The following is a 19,453-nucleotide window of genomic DNA, read 5'->3' as shown; positions in this document are numbered from 1 at the left end:
AGAAGGTATATTATGAGCTATCGTATGTTTGATTACCTGGTGCCAAACGTGAATTTTTTTGGCCCCAATGCCGTTTCCGTGGTTGGCGAGCGCTGCAAACTGCTGGGCGGGAAAAAAGCGCTGCTGGTGACCGATAAAGGTCTGCGGTCAATTAAAGACGGTGCGGTAGATAAAACGCTCGAACATCTGCGTGAAGCGGGTATTGAAGTGGTGATTTTTGATGGCGTCGAGCCAAATCCAAAAGATACCAACGTGCGCGACGGTCTGGAGGTCTTTCGTAGAGAGCAGTGCGATATTATCGTCACCGTCGGCGGCGGCAGTCCGCATGACTGTGGTAAAGGGATTGGCATCGCGGCTACTCACGAAGGCGAGCTTTACAACTACGCAGGTATTGAAACCCTGACCAACCCGCTGCCGCCGATCGTGGCGGTGAATACCACCGCTGGTACCGCCAGCGAAGTCACCCGCCACTGCGTGTTGACCAATACCAAAACAAAAGTGAAATTCGTCATTGTCAGCTGGCGTAACCTGCCGTCGGTCTCCATTAATGACCCGCTGCTAATGCTCGGCAAACCAGCACCGCTGACTGCCGCTACCGGAATGGATGCCCTGACCCATGCCGTGGAGGCCTATATTTCCAAAGATGCCAACCCGGTGACCGATGCCGCAGCAATCCAGGCGATTCGCCTAATCGCCCGTAACTTACGCCAGGCGGTGGCGCTGGGCAGCAATCTGAAAGCCCGCGAGAACATGGCCTACGCCTCTCTACTGGCGGGTATGGCCTTCAACAACGCCAACCTCGGCTATGTTCACGCCATGGCACACCAGCTCGGCGGCCTGTACGACATGCCACATGGGGTAGCGAACGCCGTTCTGCTACCCCACGTTGCACGCTATAACCTGATTGCCAACCCGGAAAAATTTGCTGATATCGCCGGATTTATGGGGGAAAACACTGACGGACTGTCAACGATGGACGCTGCCGAGCAGGCCATTCGCGCCATCGCCCGCCTCTCTGCCGATATCGGTATTCCGCAGCATCTGGAAGAACTGGGTGTGAAAGAGGCCGATTTCCCTTACATGGCGGAAATGGCGCTGAAAGACGGAAATGCGTTCTCGAACCCGCGCAAGGGTAATGAGAAAGAGATCACCGAAATCTTCCGCCAGGCTTTCTGATAAATAAAGGGGGGACGCAATGTCACTTTCATCACCGAGCGTACATCTGTTTTATCACTCATGCTGGCAGGATACCCGTGAGCTTGATGAGCTATGCTGGGGGCTGGAGGAACAAGGCGTCCCGTGCCGGGCTATCTGTTACGACGGGAATGATTGCGCGCTGGCGTTGAGTAAACTGGCAGCCAAAAGTTCGACGCTGCGCGTTGGTCTCGGCCTCAACGCAACGGGTGATATTGCCTTAACGCATGCCCAGTTGCCCGAGGTACGGGCGCTGGTCCGCGGACACATTGCCGCCGGAATCGGGCAAATCCGCACGCTCGGCGTCAATGCCGGTCAACTGGTCAAAGTGCTTCCCTTCAGCGAGATAAAATAAATGTACCGCATCTATACCCGAACCGGCGATAAAGGTACCACCGCGCTGTTTGGCGGCAGCCGTATCGACAAAGACGACATTCGCGTTAACGCCTACGGTACGGTGGATGAACTGATTTCACAGCTTGGCGTCTGCTATGCCAGCACGCGCCAGGTAGAATTACGCCAGGATCTGCACGCCATGCAGAAGATGCTGTTTGTGCTGGGCGCGGAACTCGCCAGCGATGAGAAAGGTCTCGCTCGCTTAACGCAGACGATTAATACCGAGGATATTCAGTCTCTTGAGAAGATAATTGACCGCAATATGGCGCAAAGCGGCCCGCTCAAAGAGTTTGTCATCCCGGGGAAAAACCTGGCGTCCGCGCAGCTGCACGTCGCGCGAACGCTGGCGCGTCGGCTGGAGCGTATTCTGGCGGCAGCGGGCAGAACGCTTGCCGTGCGCGATGATCTCAAGCGCTACATCAACCGCTTGTCCGATGCGCTCTTCTCGATGGCCAGAATCGAAGAAACTACTCCAGATGCTTGCGCTTAAACTGGCTGGCATCAATATCGTACTGTTTCATCTTGCGCCATAGCGTGGTGCGGCCAATATTCAGTAGCTGCGACATCTCCTGCACCCGTCCGCTGGTTACGCGAGCGGCATGGATAATCGCCTCTTTCTCGATAGCGCTAAAGGTCAGGCTGGCGGGTAGTAGCGACGAACTGACATCGGTGCAGTGGCGCTCGGCAAACAGATACTCCGGCAGATTGCTCAGGCGGATATGGCCGTTTTCGCTGCTGATAGCAATGTTCTCGATAATGCTGTTCAGTTCAAAATCATTGCCCGGCCAGGAGTAGGCGACCAGTTGCGCCAGAGCATCGTCGTCCACCTTCAGGCGCGATGAAAACCGTTTTTCCAGGCTCTTCAGGCGATTATGTACCAGCGATGGAATACTGTTGCGCCTTGCCCGCAGCGGCGGAATGACGATCTCAAACGAATGCAGCGCGTAGTAAAGCTGGCGGCTAAAGCGGTTTTGCTCTACCAGATTGGCAAGGTCAACGGTGGTGGTGGCAATGACTTTAACGTCCACCGGGATCAGGCGACGGGCATCCAGGCGGGTTAACACACCCTGCTTGATAACCTGCAACAGCGCGGATTGCAGCTCCGGTGCCAGATATTCGATTTTTTCCAGAAACAGCGTCCCGCCGTTGGCCAGCTCAAGACGGCTAAGACGTCCGTTTTCATCGTCCGTCGGCGCGCTACCCATAAAATCCTGACCCAATACGCTGTCGGCATACAGCTGGCAGTTGACCGCGATATACGGTCCACCGCCCCGCTCGCTCTCATTATGAATCGCCTGGCTGAGCAGCTCTTTACCCACACCTTCTTCACCACACAGCAGCACAGGAAAAGCGCCGCGCGCCGCCTGGCGGCCAAAATGAATCAGCCGTCGTGTTTCCGGATCGTCTGCCGACATCTGTTCAAAGGTATGGCTCACTTTGCCAAGCTGGCTGGTCATCAGCTGGCGCATCTGCTCAACCGGATGCAGCAGCAAAATAAAACTGTTGCCCTGCTCTTCAACAATCGGTTTGAGGGTGATTACCGCATCAATAAACTGATGCTGACTCTCAAAGGTGACTTCAACGTGATTCAGCCCGCGCGCGTGCTTAATTGCCCGACGCAGCAGAGCCGGAAGCGTCACCAGGTCATTGATATTTTTCCCCTGGCTGGCCTGCGCATCGAGGTGCAACAGCGTTGCGGCCTGCACGTTAAGAAACTGCAAAACGCCCTGCTCGTTCCAGGCCATTACCCCATCATCCATGCTCTCCAGCAGACCATACATCTGGTTAAGATGGCGGTTCGACTCGGCCAGCAGGCTATCGGTGAGCAGAGAGTTGCCGACTTCCCGCGCGATGGCGAGGGTCAGGGATAAATCCGACGTGGCCTGCTCTTCAATCAGGCAACACAGCGAAATGGAGCCAAACAGGCGTCCGTGGTTATCAAACACCGGCGTGGAGCTGAACGACCAACCATGCAGAACCTGCTTAAAATGCTGATCGCCAGAGGTTTTCACCGGCTGTCCGAGCATTGAGGCCAGCGAGAGCGCACAACTGCCGATAATGCTTTCTGCACAGTAGCTGCCGTCGAGAAACCCCAGTTCCGCCAGTTGGGCAATAGTCTGCGGATCGCCGCAGCGGCTGAGAATACAGGCGGACTCATCAAGAATAAATAACGCGCAGGGACGGCTATCCATAAACTCCCAGGCATCTTCCAGCGCCGCCTGACCAATCGTCAGCAGCGCGGTCTTGCGCCGGCAAATCGATTCAAAGGTCAGTCCCTGCGCCTGATGCGGCGCCTGCCAGGTTTCCCGCTGCATAAACTTGCTGCAACGATGCCATGACTGAGTTATCACCGAAGGAAAGCGTTGAGTCTGCGCCGTCATATCCATTTCCGCTGTGTTAAAAACGACAAACCCTTCGACGGAAACCGCCGAAGGGATATTTTAGCCAGGCCGGGCAGGCCGACGATAAATCAACGCGCCAGCCACTGCTGCCCAAGCAGGTCAGCGGTCAGAATCGCCGCATGCACGCTCTGGGCGCTGACCGGGAACGGCATATTGTGGATGGTTTCGCCTTCAGCGCAGGTCGCTTTCGCTACCGCCTGAATTTTCTCGTCGATACCCTCTTTCACGCCCATCTGCGCCAACGTCACCGGCAGGCCAACTTTCTGGCAGAAGTTCAGCACGGTTTCGATCTCTTCCATTGGGCTGTTTTGCAGCACCAGCTGCGCCAGGGTGCCAAAAGCAACTTTTTCGCCGTGGTACAAATGATGGCACTCTTCGAGGATGGTGAAACCGTTGTGAATGGCGTGCGCCGCGGCCAGACCGCTGCTTTCAAAGCCGATACCGCTGAGGTAGGTATTCGCTTCAACAATACGCTCCAGCGCATCGGTGACGACCCCGGCCTGAGCGGCGAGACGGGCTTTTTCCCCTTCCGCCAGCAACGTATCATAGCACAGGCGCGCCAGGCTCAAGGCCGCCGCCGTAGACTGACCACCCGCCATACTGGTGGCTCTGGAGTCATAGCAGGCCTTCGCTTCAAACCAGGTTGAAAGCGCATCACCCATCCCGGCCACCAGCAGACGTACCGGCGCTTTAGCGATAATTGCCGTATCCATCACCACCATATCCGGGTTTTTCGGGTAAATCAGGTACTCTTCAAACTCACCGGCTTCGGTGTAGATAACCGACAGCGCGCTGGTTGGCGCATCGGTGGAGGCAATCGTTGGGATCACCACCACCGGCAGCTTCTGGTAGTAACCAATCGCTTTTGCCGTATCGAGCGTTTTCCCGCCGCCAATACCCACTACGCCGCGACAGCCGTGCTGTTTCAGAATGGCAATCAGGCGATTGATTTCAACATGGCTGCACTCACCGTTAAAGCGCTCAGCATGGCAGCTGATATTGTGGCTGTTCAGGCCATTCAACACTTTATCTCCCGCCAGCTTCATCACGAAGTCATCGGCAATCACGAAAAAGCTGTCCGCCAGGTTTTTAGCGTACTGACCAAACAGAGTGGAGGCATCTGGACCCTGGAGATATTTGGCTGGAGATTGAATAACTTTTAGCATTCCGTTCACCCTCAAATAAGTGCATGTTTTACATGATGAGCCCCGGCATTTCTTCTTCCAGCCTCGAATTAAGAGCGGGAACGAAAGCGCTACCTGAGCGATGTCATCACTGTAGGGCGAGCGGCGGGCAAAAAAATGTTTCGCATTTTTGTCCCGATATGAAACGGATAACAAAAATTATCGTTTCATATTGGAACGTAAATTCACATCAAACGCTGGGATTGCGATCCCGATCCGCTCGTTTGGCATAAAAACAGGTCTGAAACCGAATGACTGGTCGTGTTTTCCACCAGTACAGGCAGCATTAGCAGCAAAAACTATTTCTTTGCCAGCGCCTTCCGGGTATGTAAAGCAAGGTAGAAAAATAGCTTTGCGTCGCATTTTTCCATTTCCCTGATTAAAAATGTTTCATTAAGGAACATAAAATGACAATCGCGTTCCGTAATGAAACCCGTTTTATGACGATTTTTTTTTCCGCTAACTCAGCCAGAATCAATACATCGCCGGATATCGCATATCGTCAGGCGGTACCCCTACACGATGACCGCCTCCGTCAGCAGAGAGGCCGCATCGGCAACCTCCGACGGAGAATAAGCAATGAAAAAACTGATTAACCGTGTCGAAGATGTACTGAGTGAACAATTAGCTGGCCTGGCGAAAGCGCACCCTGAACTCACGCTTCACCAGGACCCGGTCTACGTGACCCGTGCCGATGCCCCGGTCGCGGGAAAAGTGGCGCTGCTCTCCGGCGGCGGCAGCGGTCATGAGCCGATGCATTGCGGCTATATCGGCAAGGGGATGCTCTCCGGTGCCTGCCCGGGTGAGATTTTTACCTCCCCTACGCCGGATAAAATGTTCGAATGCGCCATGAACATCGACGGCGGCGAAGGCGTACTGCTGATTATCAAAAACTATACCGGCGACATTCTTAACTTCGAAACCGCCACCGAACTACTGCATGAAAGCGGTGTGAAGGTTACCACCGTTGTGATCGATGACGATGTGGCGGTAAAAGACAGCCTTTACACCGCCGGGCGTCGCGGTGTTGCCAATACCGTGCTCATTGAGAAGCTGGTTGGCGCGGCGGCTGAACGCGGCGACTCTTTGCAAGACTGCGCCGAACTGGGACGTAGTCTCAACAACCTCGGTCACTCTATCGGTATCGCGCTCGGCGCCTGTACTGTCCCGGCCGCCGGGCAGCCCTCATTCGAATTACAGGATGACGAAATGGAGTTCGGCGTGGGTATTCACGGCGAGCCGGGCATCGATCGCCGCCGCTTCACTTCCCTCGATCGCACCGTCGATGAAATGTTCGAAACCCTACTGGAGAACGGCACCTACAGCCGCACGCTGCGCCAGTGGGATAACGTCAAAGGCGCATGGCAGGACGTACCGCAGGCGAAAAAAGCATTGCAAAAAGGCGATCGCGTCATCGCCCTGGTCAACAACCTCGGCGCGACGCCGCTATCAGAACTGTACGGCGTCTACAGCCGCCTGGCGCAGCGCTGCGAGGAAACCGGCATCGTTATCAAACGCAATCTTATCGGCAGCTACTGTACCTCTCTGGATATGGTGGGCTTTTCCATCACCCTGCTCAAAGCCGATGACGAGACGCTGGCATTATGGGACGCCCCGGTTCACACCCCGGCGCTAAACTGGGGAAAATAAGGAGCACGACATGTCATTAAGCAGAACGCAAATCGTAGACTGGCTCTATCGCTGCGGCGAAATCTTCACCAAAGAGAGTGATTTTTTAACCGGTCTGGACAGAGAAATTGGCGACGCCGACCACGGCCTGAATATGCATCGTGGTTTTAGCAAGGTGGTAGAAAAGCTGCCGTCCATTGCCGATAAAGACATTGGCTTCATTCTGAAGAACACCGGCATGACGCTGCTCTCCAACGTCGGCGGAGCCAGCGGCCCGCTATTCGGCACCTTCTTTATTCGCGCCGCCCAGGTGACCCAGGCCCATCAAAGCCTGACCCTGGATGAGCTTTATCAAACGATCCGCGAAGGTGCGGACGGCGTGGTCAATCGCGGCAAAGCGGAGCCGGGGGATAAAACCATGTGCGACGTCTGGCTGCCAGTGGCGGAATCATTGCGCCAGTCGAGCGAGCAGCACCTGTCGATACAAAGCGCGCTGGATGCCGCCTGCGAACAGGCACAAGCCGCCGTCCACGCCACGATCACCATGCAGGCCCGCAAAGGCCGCGCCAGCTACCTCGGCGAGCGCAGCATTGGACATCAGGATCCGGGAGCAACCTCGGTGATGTTTATGGTTCAAATGCTGGCAGCGGCAGCAAAAGAGTAAGGAAAACGCGATGGTAAACCTGGTTATTGTTTCTCATAGCGCCCAGTTGGGCGAAGGTGTCGGAGAACTGGCCCGGCAGATGTTAATGAACGACGGCTGTAAGCTGGCGATCGCCGCCGGGATTGACGATCCTACAAGCCCGATCGGCACCGATCCGATTAAAGTCATGGAAGCGATTGAATCCGTTGCCGACACCGATCATGTGCTGGTGATGATGGATATCGGCAGCGCCCTCCTCAGCGCCGAAACCGCACTGGATCTGCTCGATCCGGCGATTGCCGCGAAGGTTCGGCTGTGTGCCGCACCGCTGGTCGAAGGCACCCTGGCGGCAACGGTCAGCGCCGCTGCCGGAGCCAATATCGATAAGGTGATCGAAGACGCCATGAATGCGCTGGAGGCAAAGCGCGTACAGCTGGGATTACCATCGCAACCGCAATCCTCTTCCACCGTCGCCGCGCTGACCGATGCGCGCTCCGTTTCGGTGGTCATTAAAAACCACAACGGCCTGCACGTTCGCCCGGCATCAAAGCTGGTCGCCGCGCTAACCGGGTTCAATGCCGAGCTGGTGCTGGAAAAAGAGGGGAAATGCGTGACCCCGGATAGCCTCAACCAAATCGCCCTGCTCCAGGTTCGCTGCAACGATACCTTACGGCTTCTGGCCCGCGGCCCAGACGCCGACGCCGCGCTGGCGGCATTTCAGGCACTGGCGGCAGACAACTTCGGCGAGCAAACGGGCGCATCGCCTGCGCTTCAGCCCGCTACCGCCGCTCGCGTACAGGGCCGCGTAGCGCGGTATCCGCAGCCGCATGCTGCGGTAGAGCGGGAAAATTGCGGCGATACTGGCCAGCAGCAACTGCGCCTGAAACGAGCCATCGACCAGACGCTGGAAGACCTTAGCGCGCTGACCACGCAGGCGGAAGAGAAATATTGCGCCGATATCGCGGCAATCTTCTCCGGGCATCATACCCTGCTCGACGACCCTGATTTATTCGAAGCCGCCTGCGATATCGTGCGCGATGAACAGTGTTGCGCTGAGTGGGCGTGGTATCAGGTGCTGGTCGATTTAAGCCAGCAATATCGCCATCTCGACGATGCCTACCTGCAAGCGCGCTATATTGATATTGAAGATATTTTGCATCGCACGCTGCGCCACCTTCAGGGCCGCAGTGAGCCGTTGCCGCAATTTAGCGGGCCAACAATTCTCGTTGCCGACGATATCTTCCCTTCTACCGTGCTGCAACTCGACGCCCGTCAGGTCAAGGGCATCTGCCTGCAGGCGGGCAGCGAACTTTCTCACGGCGCGATTATCGCCCGTCAGGCCAGCATCGCCATGCTTTGCCAGCAGGGGGAAGCGCTGAACACGTTGCAAAACGGCGATACCGTCACCCTTGATGTCCCCGGCAAACGCATTATTCGCGGGTAGCTTGCCACCCACCTTTTCGCTGCCGGGGGCCAGCCCTCCGGTTTTTTGCTCAATATCCAGGATCCGTTATGTCTCAATTCTTTTTTAATCAGCGCGCCAACCTCGTCAACGAAGTGATTGAAGGGACCATTATCGCCAGCCCGTGGAACAATCTGGCCCGGCTGGAGAGCGATCCCGCCATTCGCGTGGTGGTGCGCCGCGATCTCGACAAAAATAACGTCGCGGTGATCTCCGGCGGCGGTTCCGGTCACGAACCGGCCCACGCGGGGTTTGTTGGTAAAGGGATGCTGACCGCCGCCGTCTGCGGCGATCTATTTGCTTCGCCGAGCGTCGATGCGGTACTGACCGCCATTCAGGCGGTGACCGGCGAAGCGGGCTGCCTGCTGATCGTGAAGAACTATACCGGCGATCGCCTGAACTTCGGCCTTGCGGCGGAGAAAGCACGTCGCCTCGGCTATAACGTTGAAATGCTGATCGTCGGTGATGATATTTCGCTGCCGGATAACAAACATCCACGCGGCATCGCCGGGACGATCCTGGTGCATAAAGTGGCGGGCTACTTTGCCGAACGCGGTCATAATCTGGCAACCGTGCTGCGTGAGGCGCAGTATGCTGCCAACCATACCGTCAGCCTTGGCCTGGCGCTCTCCAGCTGCCATCTGCCGCAGGATGCGGAATCAACGCCGCGCCATCATCCCGACCAGGCCGAACTGGGGATGGGGATCCACGGCGAACCGGGCGCTTCGGTTATCGCTACCCAGAACAGCGCGAAAATCGTAGGCCTGATGGTTGAGAAACTCACCGCCGCCCTGCCGGAAACCGGCCGTCTGGCGGTGATGATCAACAACCTCGGCGGCGTGTCGATTGCCGAAATGGCGATTCTGACCCGTGAGCTGGCGAATACTCCGCTGCGCCAGCGTATCGACTGGCTGATTGGCCCGGCCTCGCTGGTGACCGCGCTGGATATGAAAGGCTTCTCCCTCACCGCCATCGTGCTGGAGGAGAGCATCGAGAAAGCGCTGCTTTCTGCGGTAGAAACCGCAGGCTGGCAGACGCCGGTGCAGCCGCGTGAAATCAACGTGATGCCGTCATCGCTGCGCAGCACTCGCGTAGAGTTTGAACCTTCACAGAATAGCGTGGTTGCGAGTTATGTCGAGCAGGTGACCGGGACGTTGTCCAGTCTGGAAGCGGATCTCAACGCGCTGGATGCCAAAGTCGGCGACGGAGATACCGGTTCCACTTTCGCTGCCGGGGCGCGAGACATCGCCGATTTATTACAGCGCCAGCAGCTGCCGCTGGATAACCTCGCCACGCTATTTGCCTTAATTGGCGAGCGCCTGACCGTAGTGATGGGTGGCTCCAGCGGCGTGCTGATGTCGATTTTCTTCACCGCCGCCGGGCAGAAGCTGGAGCAGGGAGCGAACGTCGCCGAAGCGCTGAACACCGGTCTGGCGCAGATGAAATTTTACGGCGGCGCGGATGAAGGCGACCGTACCATGATCGACGCCCTGCAACCGGCATTGACAGCGCTGCTGGCGAAACCGGCAAACCTGCAAGCTGCTTTCACGGCGGCGCAGGCGGGCGCAGATCGTACCCTTCACGCCAGCAAAGCCAACGCCGGGCGCGCGTCGTATCTGAACAGCGATAGCCTGCGCGGAAATATGGACCCCGGCGCCCACGCGGTGGCAATGGTATTTAAAGCGCTGGCGGAAAGATAAGAGAACCTCCCGGTGGCGCTGCGCTTAGCAGGGCTACAGGTCCACTGCAATCTTGTGGACAGGTAGCCCGGACAGGCGCACCGCGCCGCCTCCGGGAAAAGCATCGTGCAAATCTGCCGCCCCGGATAACTCCCCCGCTCGCGCTGCGCTTAGCGGGGCTACGGATTTGCACGGGTGCGAATTTCGTAGCCCGGATAAGGCGTTAGCCGCAACCCGGGTTTTCTCCGCACTTACTTACTGTGCCAATAGGCCTGAGAACGCACCAGCTGCGGGTCAATCTTTTCACCTTCAAAGCGCGCCAGCAGCGATTTCACCACCGCCCCTTCCCCGGTCACCCAGATAAAATAGTCTTCCGCCGGAACCACCACCTGCGCCAGGCGCTCAGCCACGGCAGATGAGTTATGCCCCACCACCCACTCAATATTAAAGCCGTTGAGATCCGCCAGATAATCTTTGTAAGACTCATCGCCAATGGTCACGATCGCCGTCACCTGCGGGCGCGTCGGGAGCTGCTGTAACCCTAACAGGCGGCGGCGCAGCGCGGGCATTCCGGACTCATCGGTGACGTACAACTGCCAGGCGTAATCCTCCGGCACCACCAGCGAACCACGCGGACCGCCGATCACCAGCTTATCGCCGACTTTCGCCGCCAGCGCCCAGCTGCTGGCGATACCGCCATCGTGAATAAAGAAGTCGTACGCCAGCTCATGACGCCCGGCATCGTACAGCGGCGTATAGTCGCGGGTCGCCGGGCGCACGCCCTCACCCCAGTTAATGCCTTCATCCGTCACCTCTGGCGGGGTGAACGCAGATCCCGCTTCGGGGAAAAAGAGCTTGGTATGGTCGTCAAACCCCTGGGAAACAAAGCCATTCAGCGCCTCTCCACCCAGCACGATGCGCTGGAAAGCGCGACCGATACGCTCGATGCGCAGCACGGTTAACTCACGAAAACGCAGCTCGTTACGCACGCGTTGCGGATATTTAGGTTGATTTGTCGTTGTCATTTTCAGTCGCCTTCGTGAACAGTAAATAGATATATCTAAAAATCTTGCAAATGATAATGATTGGCATTAAAAAAGAATGCAAGCATTTTTTGATATAAGCATAACAAAACGCCACAAAAGTCAAAAAACCAAAATAAACCATTAAATATCAATATTATAAAAAATAAATCAATTCCATGGTTGCCATAAAATATTTTTTAGATATAAATTAGATATATCAAAACAACACAGGAACAAAACATGAGACATCATCACGAAGAAGGACGTGGGCCACGTGGACGCCACGGTGAACACGGCGAACACGGCGAGCATGGCCGCAGAGGCGGAGGCGGACGCCGTCAGCGTTTCTTTGGTCACGGCGAGTTGCGTCTGGTTATCCTCGATATCCTCACCCGCAACGCCAGCCACGGTTACGAGCTAATCAAAGAGATTGAAACCCTGACCCAGGGTAACTACAGCCCAAGTCCCGGCGTTATCTACCCGACGCTCGACCTCCTCCAGGACCAGGGTTTGATCAGCGTTGCAGACGAAAACGGGCGCAAAAAAATCGCTATTACCGCCGAGGGCAGCCAGCTACATGCTGAAAACCAGGAACATCTGGAGCATATCCAGGCCAGGCTGCAAGCCCGCATGGTGGGTTGTGAACTGCGTAAAAATCCGCAGATGAAGCGGGCGCTGGAAAACTTCAAAGCGGTACTGGATTTAAGAGTCAATCAGCAGGAAATTACTGAAGCGCAATTGAAGCAAATTATCGGCGTGATTGACCGCGCAGCAATGGAGATTTCCCAGCTCGACTAACCTTCTGCCCCACCGCAGGGCATCCTGCACCGCCGCAAAGCATGCGGCGGAAGCCCTTTCCTGCATCGTTTTGCGCCTTCAGGAGTAAAACATGCCAATAATATCGCCGTGAGATTAAATTTTGCACAATCACGATTTCACGTTGCGTTTATCCCGATTTTCCTGGCCTGAGCCGAAGTGGCGTAATCCCTGCAATACTTAATTCAGTATCATGTGATACGCCCCGTCCAGGAGCTCATTTTGAACAGGTTACCTTCCAGCGCATCGGCTCTGGCCTGCAGCGCACACGCACTGAATCTCATTGAGAAGCGAACGCTCGATCATGAGGAGATGAAATCACTTAATCAGGAGGTCAGGGAATACTTTAAAGAGCATGTGAATCCAGGGTTTTTAGCGTATCGAAAATCAGTCACTGCTGGCGGGGATTACGGGGCCGTAGAGTGGCAAGCGGGAGGGTTGAATACGCTTGTCGACACTCAGGGACAGGAGTTTATTGACTGCCTGGGTGGGTTTGGGATTTTTAATGTAGGGCACCGTAATCCAGTTGTCGTTTCCGCCGTCGAGAATCAACTCGCTAAACAACCTCTTCATAGCCAGGAACTGCTGGACCCGCTGCGGGCCATGCTGGCAAAAACGCTGGCGGCCTTAACGCCCGGCAAACTGAAATACAGCTTTTTTAGCAATAGCGGTACCGAATCAGTCGAAGCGGCGCTAAAGCTAGCGAAAGCTTACCAGTCTCCGCGGGGCAAGTTTACCTTCGTCGCCACCAGCGGCGCGTTTCATGGTAAATCGCTGGGCGCGCTGTCGGCCACCGCCAAATCCACCTTCCGTAAGCCGTTTATGCCGCTGTTGCCAGGGTTTCGCCATGTGCCGTTTGGCGATATTAACGCCATGCGCACGTTGCTCAGCGAGTGTAAGAAAACCGGCGATGACGTTGCGGCGGTGATCCTTGAGCCGATTCAGGGCGAAGGTGGGGTCATTCTGCCGCCGCCGGGCTATCTGCCTGCGGTTCGCAAGCTGTGCGACGAGTTTGGCGCGCTGCTAATCCTCGATGAAGTGCAGACCGGGATGGGCCGCACCGGCAAGATGTTTGCCTGCGAGCATGAAAACGTCCAGCCAGATATTCTGTGCCTTGCCAAAGCGCTGGGCGGCGGCGTAATGCCGATTGGCGCAACGATCGCCACCGAAGAGGTCTTTTCGGTGCTGTTCGACAATCCGTTCCTGCACACCACCACCTTTGGCGGTAATCCGCTGGCCTGCGCGGCGGCGCTGGCAACCATCAACGTGCTGCTAACGCAAAACCTGCCCGCGCAGGCGGAGCAGAAAGGCGACATCCTGCTGGACGGCTTCCGTCAACTGGCCCGCGAGTATCCGGATCTGGTGAATGAAGTGCGCGGTAAAGGCATGCTGATGGCAATTGAGTTCGTCGATAACGAAACCGGTTATGACTTTGCCAGCGAGATGTTCCGCCAGCGGGTGCTGGTAGCCGGAACGCTAAATAACGCGAGGACGATTCGCATCGAGCCGCCGCTGACGCTGACCCTTGAACAGTGTGAGCAGGTGCTGAAAGCGGCCCGTCTGGCGCTGGCAGCGCTGCGGGTTTCGGTGGAAGAGGCGTAGCTATTTGCCCTCTTCCCCACCGGGGAAGAGGGCATCCTGCTTATACCACCCGCACGCCAGCGGGCATCAGCCTCTCAGGTGTGAGCAACACGCTTTCGCTGCCATCATCAGTTTCTGCACACAGCAGCATGCACTCCGATGTTTCCCCACGCATTTTCGCTTTCGCCAGATTACACAGCACCACCACGGTTTTCCCCAGCAGCTCTTCTTCGCTGTAGTACGGCACCAGGCTGGTCACCGTCTGCAATGTACGCTCACCGACATCAATCTGGGCAATGTACAGCTTGTCGGCATTCGCATGGCGTTGGACTGCCACTATCTTGCCGGTGCGCATTTCCAGTTTGGCAAAATCATCATAAACCACCGTTTCCATCTTTTACCTCCAAGTAAAATTTTAGTAAAAGATAACAAATATCGTCAACGCTTCCGCATAATATTGACAGGAGTGTTAGTTCTATCACGATTTACATCAGAGAAAACGCCGTGCTGATGATGAATAATACGGCGGAAATTTACTGAAAAGAGATGCAGGAGCCCGCGCTTGCTTTACAATGGTTTGCGTCGATGGGGCAACGTCAGATAAGGGAAAAAATGGCTACACTAAAAGATATCGCGACCGAAGCGGGCGTCTCGCTGGCGACGGTTTCACGGGTATTAAACGACGACCCCACCCTGAACGTAAAAGAAGAGACCAAGCACCGCATCCTGGAGATTGCGGAGAAGCTGGAATATAAAAGTACCAGTTCGCGTAAGACTCAGACTCATACCGTGGGGCACCACCATATCCTGGCGATCTACAGCTATCAGCAGGATCTGGAAATTAACGATCCTTACTATCTGGCAATTCGCCATGGTATTGAAACGCAATGCGAAAAACTTAGTATTGAGCTGACTAACTGCTACTTCAATAACGCTCTGCCCGAGCTAAAAAAAGTGACCGGCGTATTGATTGTCGGCCAGCCTTCGCGCGCAATTCGTGACGCCGCCACTGCGTTAACTGACAACATCTGCTTTATCGATTTCCATGAGCCAGGCAGCAGCTATGATGCCGTAGATATCGATCTGGTGCGTATTGCCAAAGAGGTGATCGACTTTTTTATTGCTCAGGGCGCGTCGCGCATTGGGTTTATTGGCGGTCAGGATGAGCCCGGCAAGGCTGATATCCGCGAAGTGGCATTCGTCGAGTACGGTCGCCTGAAGGGCGTAGTGTCGGAAGATGATATCTGGCGTGGCGGCTTTTCCAGTTCCTCCGGCTATGAGCTGGCGAAAACGATGCTGGCGAAAGCGGATTTCCCCACCGCGCTGTTCGTCGCCTCGGACTCCATCGCCATCGGCGTACTGCGCGCCATTCATGAGCGTGGTCTGTCTATCCCAAAAGATATTTCGCTTATCAGCGTTAACGATATCCCCACCGCGCGCTTTACCTTCCCGCCGCTCTCCACGGTGCGCATCCACTCTGAAATGATGGGTAGCCAGGGCGTTAACCTGTTGGTTGAAAAAGCCCGCGACGGTCGTGCGCTACCGCTAAACGTATTCGTTCCCAGCGTGCTTAAGCTACGCGGCACCACCCGTTAATCCCGTTTCTGACGCTAAATCCTCTGCGCTCTGCTCCCGGGGGCGGCGCTTCACGCGCCTTGCCCGGGCTACGGGTTCACCGCCGTCTGCAAAACGGTAGCCCGGGTAAGGCGTTTACGCCGCAACCCGGGATTTTTCTATTCCCCCAACCAGACGACGCTCATTTTGTGATCGAGTTAAAGTAAATCGCCTCCGGTGGTTTTATTTAGTAAAAGTTTTACTAAAATACACCATATCCATTTAGTCCGTTCAGGGAGGCGATATGAATCGCTGGGAAAATCTTCAACTCACTCATGAAAACAGGCTGCCGCCGCGGGCCTATTTCTTCTCTTACGATTCGCAGGCTCAGGCGCGTACCTTCGCTCGTGAAACCAGCAGCCGCTTTTTGTCCCTCAGCGGACAATGGAACTTCCGCTTCTTCACCAACCCGCTGCTGGTACCGGAAACGTTCACCTCACAATATCTTAGTGACTGGGGGCCGATCACCGTGCCGGGAATGTGGCAGATGGAAGGCCACGGCCAGCTGCAATATACCGATGAAGGTTTTCCCTTCCCGATTGACGTACCGTACGTTCCGACCGATAACCCGACCGGCGCCTATCAGCGTATCTTTACCCTCAGCGACGGCTGGCAGGATCAGCAGACCATTATTAAATTTGATGGCGTCGAAACCTATTTCGAAGTCTACGTTAACGGCCAGTACATTGGTTTTAGTAAAGGCAGCCGCCTGACGGCAGAGTTCGATATCAGTCACGCGGTGACAACCGGCGACAACCTGCTGTGCGTGCGCGTGATGCAGTGGGCCGACTCCACCTATATCGAAGACCAGGATATGTGGTGGTCGGCGGGTATTTTCCGCGACGTCTATCTTGTCGGGAAAAATCCGCTGCATGTGCAGGATTTCACCCTGCGTACCGACTTTAACGACGACTATCTCGACGCCACCCTCTCCTGCCAGTTGGTGCTGGAAAATCTCGCCGCCCAGGCGGGCGAAGTCACGCTGGAATATGTACTGTTCGACGGTGAAAAAGCGCTGTATGAAGGCACAACCCAGCGCCTGACCGTCAACCAACAGCTGAACGTTGATTTTGCTATCGATGTGAAAGCGCCGCAGCAGTGGTCAGCAGAAAACCCGTACCTCTATCACCTGGTGATGACGTTGAAAAACGCCGCCGGGGAGATTATCGAAGTTATCCCGCAGCGCGTTGGTTTTCGCGATATCAAAGTGCGCGATGGCCTGTTTTATATCAACAACCGCTACGTGATGCTGCACGGGGTTAACCGCCACGATAACGACCATCTGAAAGGCCGCGCTGTGGGAATGGACCGCGTGGAGAAAGATCTGCTGCTGATGAAGCAGCACAATATTAACTCGGTGCGTACCGCCCACTATCCGAACGACCCGCGTTTCTATGAGATGTGCGACATTTACGGCCTGTTCGTGATGGCGGAAACCGATGTCGAATCCCACGGCTTCGCTAACGTCGGCAACCTGAGCGCCATCACCGACGACCCGTCATGGGAGCACGTTTACGTCGAGCGTATCGTGCGCCACGTTCACGCGCAGAAAAACCATCCGTCCATCATCATCTGGTCGCTGGGCAACGAATCCGGCTATGGCTGCAACATCCGCGCGATGTACCACGCTACCAAAGCGCTGGATGATACGCGTCTGGTGCACTACGAAGAGGATCGCGACGCCGAAGTGGTGGATATCATCTCCACCATGTATACCCGCGTGCCGCTGATGAACGAATTTGGCGAGCATCCGCATGAAAAACCACGCATTATCTGCGAATACGCCCATGCGATGGGCAACGGTCCCGGCGGACTGAGCGAATATCAGAACGTGTTCTATCAGCACGACAGCATTCAGGGCCACTACGTGTGGGAGTGGTGCGATCACGGTATCCAGGCCACCGATGACAACGGCACGGTATGGTACAAATTCGGCGGCGACTATGGCGACTATCCTAATAACTATAACTTCTGTCTCGACGGGCTGATTTTCTCTGATCAGACCCCAGGTCCGGGGCTCAGAGAGTACAAACAGGTTATCGCACCGGTAAAAGTCCAGGCGACCGACATCACCCGGGGCGAGCTGCGCGTCGATAATAAGCTCTGGTTCTCCACGCTGGATGACTACACTCTGCGCGTTGAAGTGCGTGCCGAAGGGTCAACGCTGGCAACCCAGCAGCTTAAGGTTCCGGGGCTTGTGGCAAACAGCAGTCGCGATATCAAAATCGACCTGCCGGCGCTCGACGATCGCGAAACCTTCGTCAACATCATGGTGACCAAAGATTCCCGTACGCCGTACAGCGAAGCCAACCACCCAATCGCCGTCTACCAGTTCCAGCTTAAAGAGCAGACCGCAGCAAAAACACCGCTGATTAACGCCAGCGCCACCCCGCTGCACATTGCCGATGAACGTCTGAGCTACAGCATCACCGGGCACAACTTCCGCGTGGTGTTCTCGAAAGTCAGCGGCAAGCTCAGCGAATGGCAGGTGAACGGCATCGACCAGGTGACCCGCGAGCCGAAGATTAACTTCTTCAAGCCGATGATTGATAACCATAAGCAGGAATACGAAGGGCTGTGGCAGCCAAATCATCTGCAAATTATGCAGGAGCATCTGCGTGAATTCAGCGCCGAGCAGCACGGCGATACGGTGATTATCACCACCCGCAGCATCATCGCCCCGCCGGTTTTCGATTTCGGCATGCGCTGTACCTATCGCTGGCAGGTCACTCCGCAGGGCCATATCAACGTTGAGCTTGAAGGCGAACGCTACGGTGATTACCCGCATATCGTACCGTGCATCGGCTTTATGCTCGGCATTAACGGTCAGTTTGAGCAGGTCAATTATTATGGTCGCGGGCCGGGCGAAAACTACGCCGACAGCCAGCAAAGCAACATCATTGACGTCTGGCGCACCACCGTCGACGACATGTTCGTGAACTACCCGTTCCCGCAGAACAATGGCAACCGCCAGCATGTGCGCTGGGCCTCTTTTACCGACCGCCACGGCAGCGGCCTGATGGTGGTGCCGCGTAACCCGCTCAACGTCAGCGCCTGGCACTATACGGCTGAGAATTTGCATGCCGCGCAGCACTGCAACGAACTGCGCCGCAGCGATGACATCACCCTGAATATCGACGCCCAACTGCTCGGACTGGGCTCTAACTCCTGGGGCAGCGAGGTGCTGGATAGCTGGCGCGTCTGGCTCAAACCGTTCAACTATGGCTTCACGTTGCTGCCGCTGGAAGGCGGATGCGCTTCCTCGCAGAGGCTGGCGAATCATAGCTTTGACGCCGGTTTCTTTTCCTCCGATTCACACAGCGAGGCTGAAAAATGAGAATTCTCGATAATTTAGAACAGTTTAAGCAGGTTTATCACAGCGGACGTAAATGGCAGCGCTGCGTGGAAGCCATCAATAACCTCGACAATATTCGGCCCGGCGTCGCTCACTCCATCGGCGATTCGCTCTCCTATCGTGTGGAAAGCAATAGCACTACCGATGCGCTGTTTGTCGGTAATCGCCGCTATTTCGAAGTGCACTATTATCTGCAAGGTCAGCAAAAAATAGAGTTTGCCGCCAAAGAGCAGCTCCAGACCGTCGCCTGCTACCGTGATGAAACCGACCGCGAATATCTGAAAGGCCTTGGTGAAACCGTTCAGGTTCATGAAGGACAAATGGTGATTTGCGATACCGACGAAGCTTACCGTTTTATCTGCGATTCACCGGTCAAAAAAGTGGTGCTCAAAGTAACGATTGAAGATGGCTACTTCCTGAATAAGTAAGCCTGCGTTAAGCAACAAGAGGCCAGCGGGTGCGCCCGCAGGCCG

At 55.8% G+C, this 19,453-nt stretch carries 17 protein-coding genes; 12 read left to right on the top strand and 5 right to left on the bottom strand.

The window, feature by feature from the left end:
* The first annotated feature begins 12 nt into the window (after nt 1-12).
* Genes dhaT through HV213_RS03715 form a run of 3 tightly spaced genes read left to right on the top strand, consistent with a single transcriptional unit; the run spans nt 13 to nt 2,080 of the window.
* Nucleotides 13-1,176 (top strand): 1,3-propanediol dehydrogenase, encoded by a 1,164-nt coding sequence (gene dhaT / locus HV213_RS03725; RefSeq protein WP_181484806.1) that lies wholly within the window; start codon nt 13-15, stop codon nt 1,174-1,176.
* 19 nt (nt 1,177-1,195) lie between these two features.
* Nucleotides 1,196-1,549 (top strand): glycerol dehydratase reactivase beta/small subunit family protein, encoded by a 354-nt coding sequence (locus HV213_RS03720; RefSeq protein ID WP_181484805.1) that lies wholly within the window; start codon nt 1,196-1,198, stop codon nt 1,547-1,549.
* Nucleotides 1,550-2,080, top strand: coding sequence for a cob(I)yrinic acid a,c-diamide adenosyltransferase (locus HV213_RS03715; RefSeq protein WP_181484804.1), 531 nt, complete (start codon nt 1,550-1,552; stop codon nt 2,078-2,080).
* On the opposite strand, the gene dhaR is transcribed toward HV213_RS03715, so the two are convergent.
* The 3 genes from dhaR to HV213_RS03700 form a co-directional block, all read right to left on the bottom strand.
* On the bottom strand, nt 2,058-3,971 hold the full coding sequence (gene dhaR, locus HV213_RS03710) for a dihydroxyacetone kinase operon transcriptional regulator DhaR (RefSeq protein WP_228288589.1): 1,914 nt from the start codon (nt 3,969-3,971) through the stop codon (nt 2,058-2,060). The genes HV213_RS03715 and dhaR overlap by 23 nt on opposite strands.
* Before the next feature lie 89 nt (nt 3,972-4,060).
* Nucleotides 4,061-5,158, bottom strand: coding sequence for a glycerol dehydrogenase (locus HV213_RS03705; RefSeq protein WP_181484802.1), 1,098 nt, complete (start codon nt 5,156-5,158; stop codon nt 4,061-4,063).
* 177 nt (nt 5,159-5,335) lie between these two features.
* The gene (locus HV213_RS03700) at nt 5,336-5,539 is read right to left on the bottom strand and encodes a hypothetical protein (RefSeq protein WP_181484801.1); all 204 of its coding nucleotides are present in this window, start codon (nt 5,537-5,539) and stop codon (nt 5,336-5,338) included.
* Between the two features lie 216 nt (nt 5,540-5,755).
* Between HV213_RS03700 and dhaK the strand changes: the two genes are divergently transcribed.
* From dhaK to HV213_RS03680, 4 genes are all read left to right on the top strand, one after another.
* Complete coding sequence (gene dhaK, locus HV213_RS03695) at nt 5,756-6,826, top strand: dihydroxyacetone kinase subunit DhaK (protein ID WP_181484800.1); 1,071 nt, start codon at nt 5,756-5,758, stop codon at nt 6,824-6,826.
* 10 nt (nt 6,827-6,836) lie between these two features.
* The gene (gene dhaL, locus HV213_RS03690) at nt 6,837-7,469 is read left to right on the top strand and encodes a dihydroxyacetone kinase subunit DhaL (protein WP_110272982.1); all 633 of its coding nucleotides are present in this window, start codon (nt 6,837-6,839) and stop codon (nt 7,467-7,469) included.
* A 10-nt stretch (nt 7,470-7,479) separates the two neighbouring features.
* Nucleotides 7,480-8,892: a dihydroxyacetone kinase phosphoryl donor subunit DhaM gene (gene dhaM, locus HV213_RS03685; RefSeq protein ID WP_181484799.1), complete on the top strand. Its 1,413-nt coding sequence runs from the start codon at nt 7,480-7,482 to the stop codon at nt 8,890-8,892.
* A 68-nt stretch (nt 8,893-8,960) separates the two neighbouring features.
* Complete coding sequence (locus tag HV213_RS03680; protein WP_181484798.1) at nt 8,961-10,610, top strand: glycerone kinase; 1,650 nt, start codon at nt 8,961-8,963, stop codon at nt 10,608-10,610.
* 230 nt (nt 10,611-10,840) lie between these two features.
* On the opposite strand, the gene HV213_RS03675 is transcribed toward HV213_RS03680, so the two are convergent.
* Entirely contained in the window at nt 10,841-11,614 is a 774-nt protein-coding gene (locus HV213_RS03675) for a siderophore-interacting protein (RefSeq protein ID WP_181484797.1), read from the bottom strand.
* A 240-nt stretch (nt 11,615-11,854) separates the two neighbouring features.
* On the opposite strand from HV213_RS03675, the gene HV213_RS03670 reads away from it, so the two are divergent.
* Together HV213_RS03670 and ygjG are read left to right on the top strand one after the other, a co-directional pair.
* The gene (locus HV213_RS03670) at nt 11,855-12,412 is read left to right on the top strand and encodes a PadR family transcriptional regulator (RefSeq protein WP_181484796.1); all 558 of its coding nucleotides are present in this window, start codon (nt 11,855-11,857) and stop codon (nt 12,410-12,412) included.
* A gap of 240 nt (nt 12,413-12,652) precedes the next feature.
* Entirely contained in the window at nt 12,653-14,032 is a 1,380-nt protein-coding gene (gene ygjG, locus HV213_RS03665) for a putrescine aminotransferase (RefSeq protein WP_181484795.1), read from the top strand.
* A 40-nt stretch (nt 14,033-14,072) separates the two neighbouring features.
* Here ygjG and HV213_RS03660 read toward each other — a convergent pair whose 3' ends face one another.
* Entirely contained in the window at nt 14,073-14,405 is a 333-nt protein-coding gene (locus tag HV213_RS03660) for a tRNA-binding protein (RefSeq protein WP_110272970.1), read from the bottom strand.
* A 218-nt stretch (nt 14,406-14,623) separates the two neighbouring features.
* Here HV213_RS03660 and ebgR point away from each other — a divergent pair, with 218 nt between their 5' ends.
* The 3 genes from ebgR (at nt 14,624) to HV213_RS03645 (ending at nt 19,408) form a co-directional block, all read left to right on the top strand.
* Nucleotides 14,624-15,607: a transcriptional regulator EbgR gene (gene ebgR, locus HV213_RS03655; RefSeq protein WP_181484794.1), complete on the top strand. Its 984-nt coding sequence runs from the start codon at nt 14,624-14,626 to the stop codon at nt 15,605-15,607.
* 262 nt (nt 15,608-15,869) lie between these two features.
* On the top strand, nt 15,870-18,962 hold the full coding sequence (gene ebgA / locus HV213_RS03650; RefSeq protein ID WP_181484793.1) for a beta-galactosidase subunit alpha: 3,093 nt from the start codon (nt 15,870-15,872) through the stop codon (nt 18,960-18,962).
* Nucleotides 18,959-19,408 carry a beta-galactosidase subunit beta gene (locus HV213_RS03645; protein ID WP_181484792.1) on the top strand — a complete coding sequence of 150 codons (450 nt, stop codon included), beginning with the start codon at nt 18,959-18,961 and terminating at the stop codon, nt 19,406-19,408. Before ebgA ends, HV213_RS03645 begins: the two co-directional genes overlap by 4 nt.
* The last annotated feature ends 45 nt before the right edge of the window (nt 19,409-19,453 follow it).

This window comes from Klebsiella sp. RHBSTW-00484 (assembly GCF_013705725.1).
Taxonomy (GTDB): domain Bacteria; phylum Pseudomonadota; class Gammaproteobacteria; order Enterobacterales; family Enterobacteriaceae; genus Klebsiella.
The sequence above is the reverse complement of the archived record's forward strand: the minus strand, read 5'-3'. Positions and strand labels throughout refer to the sequence as shown.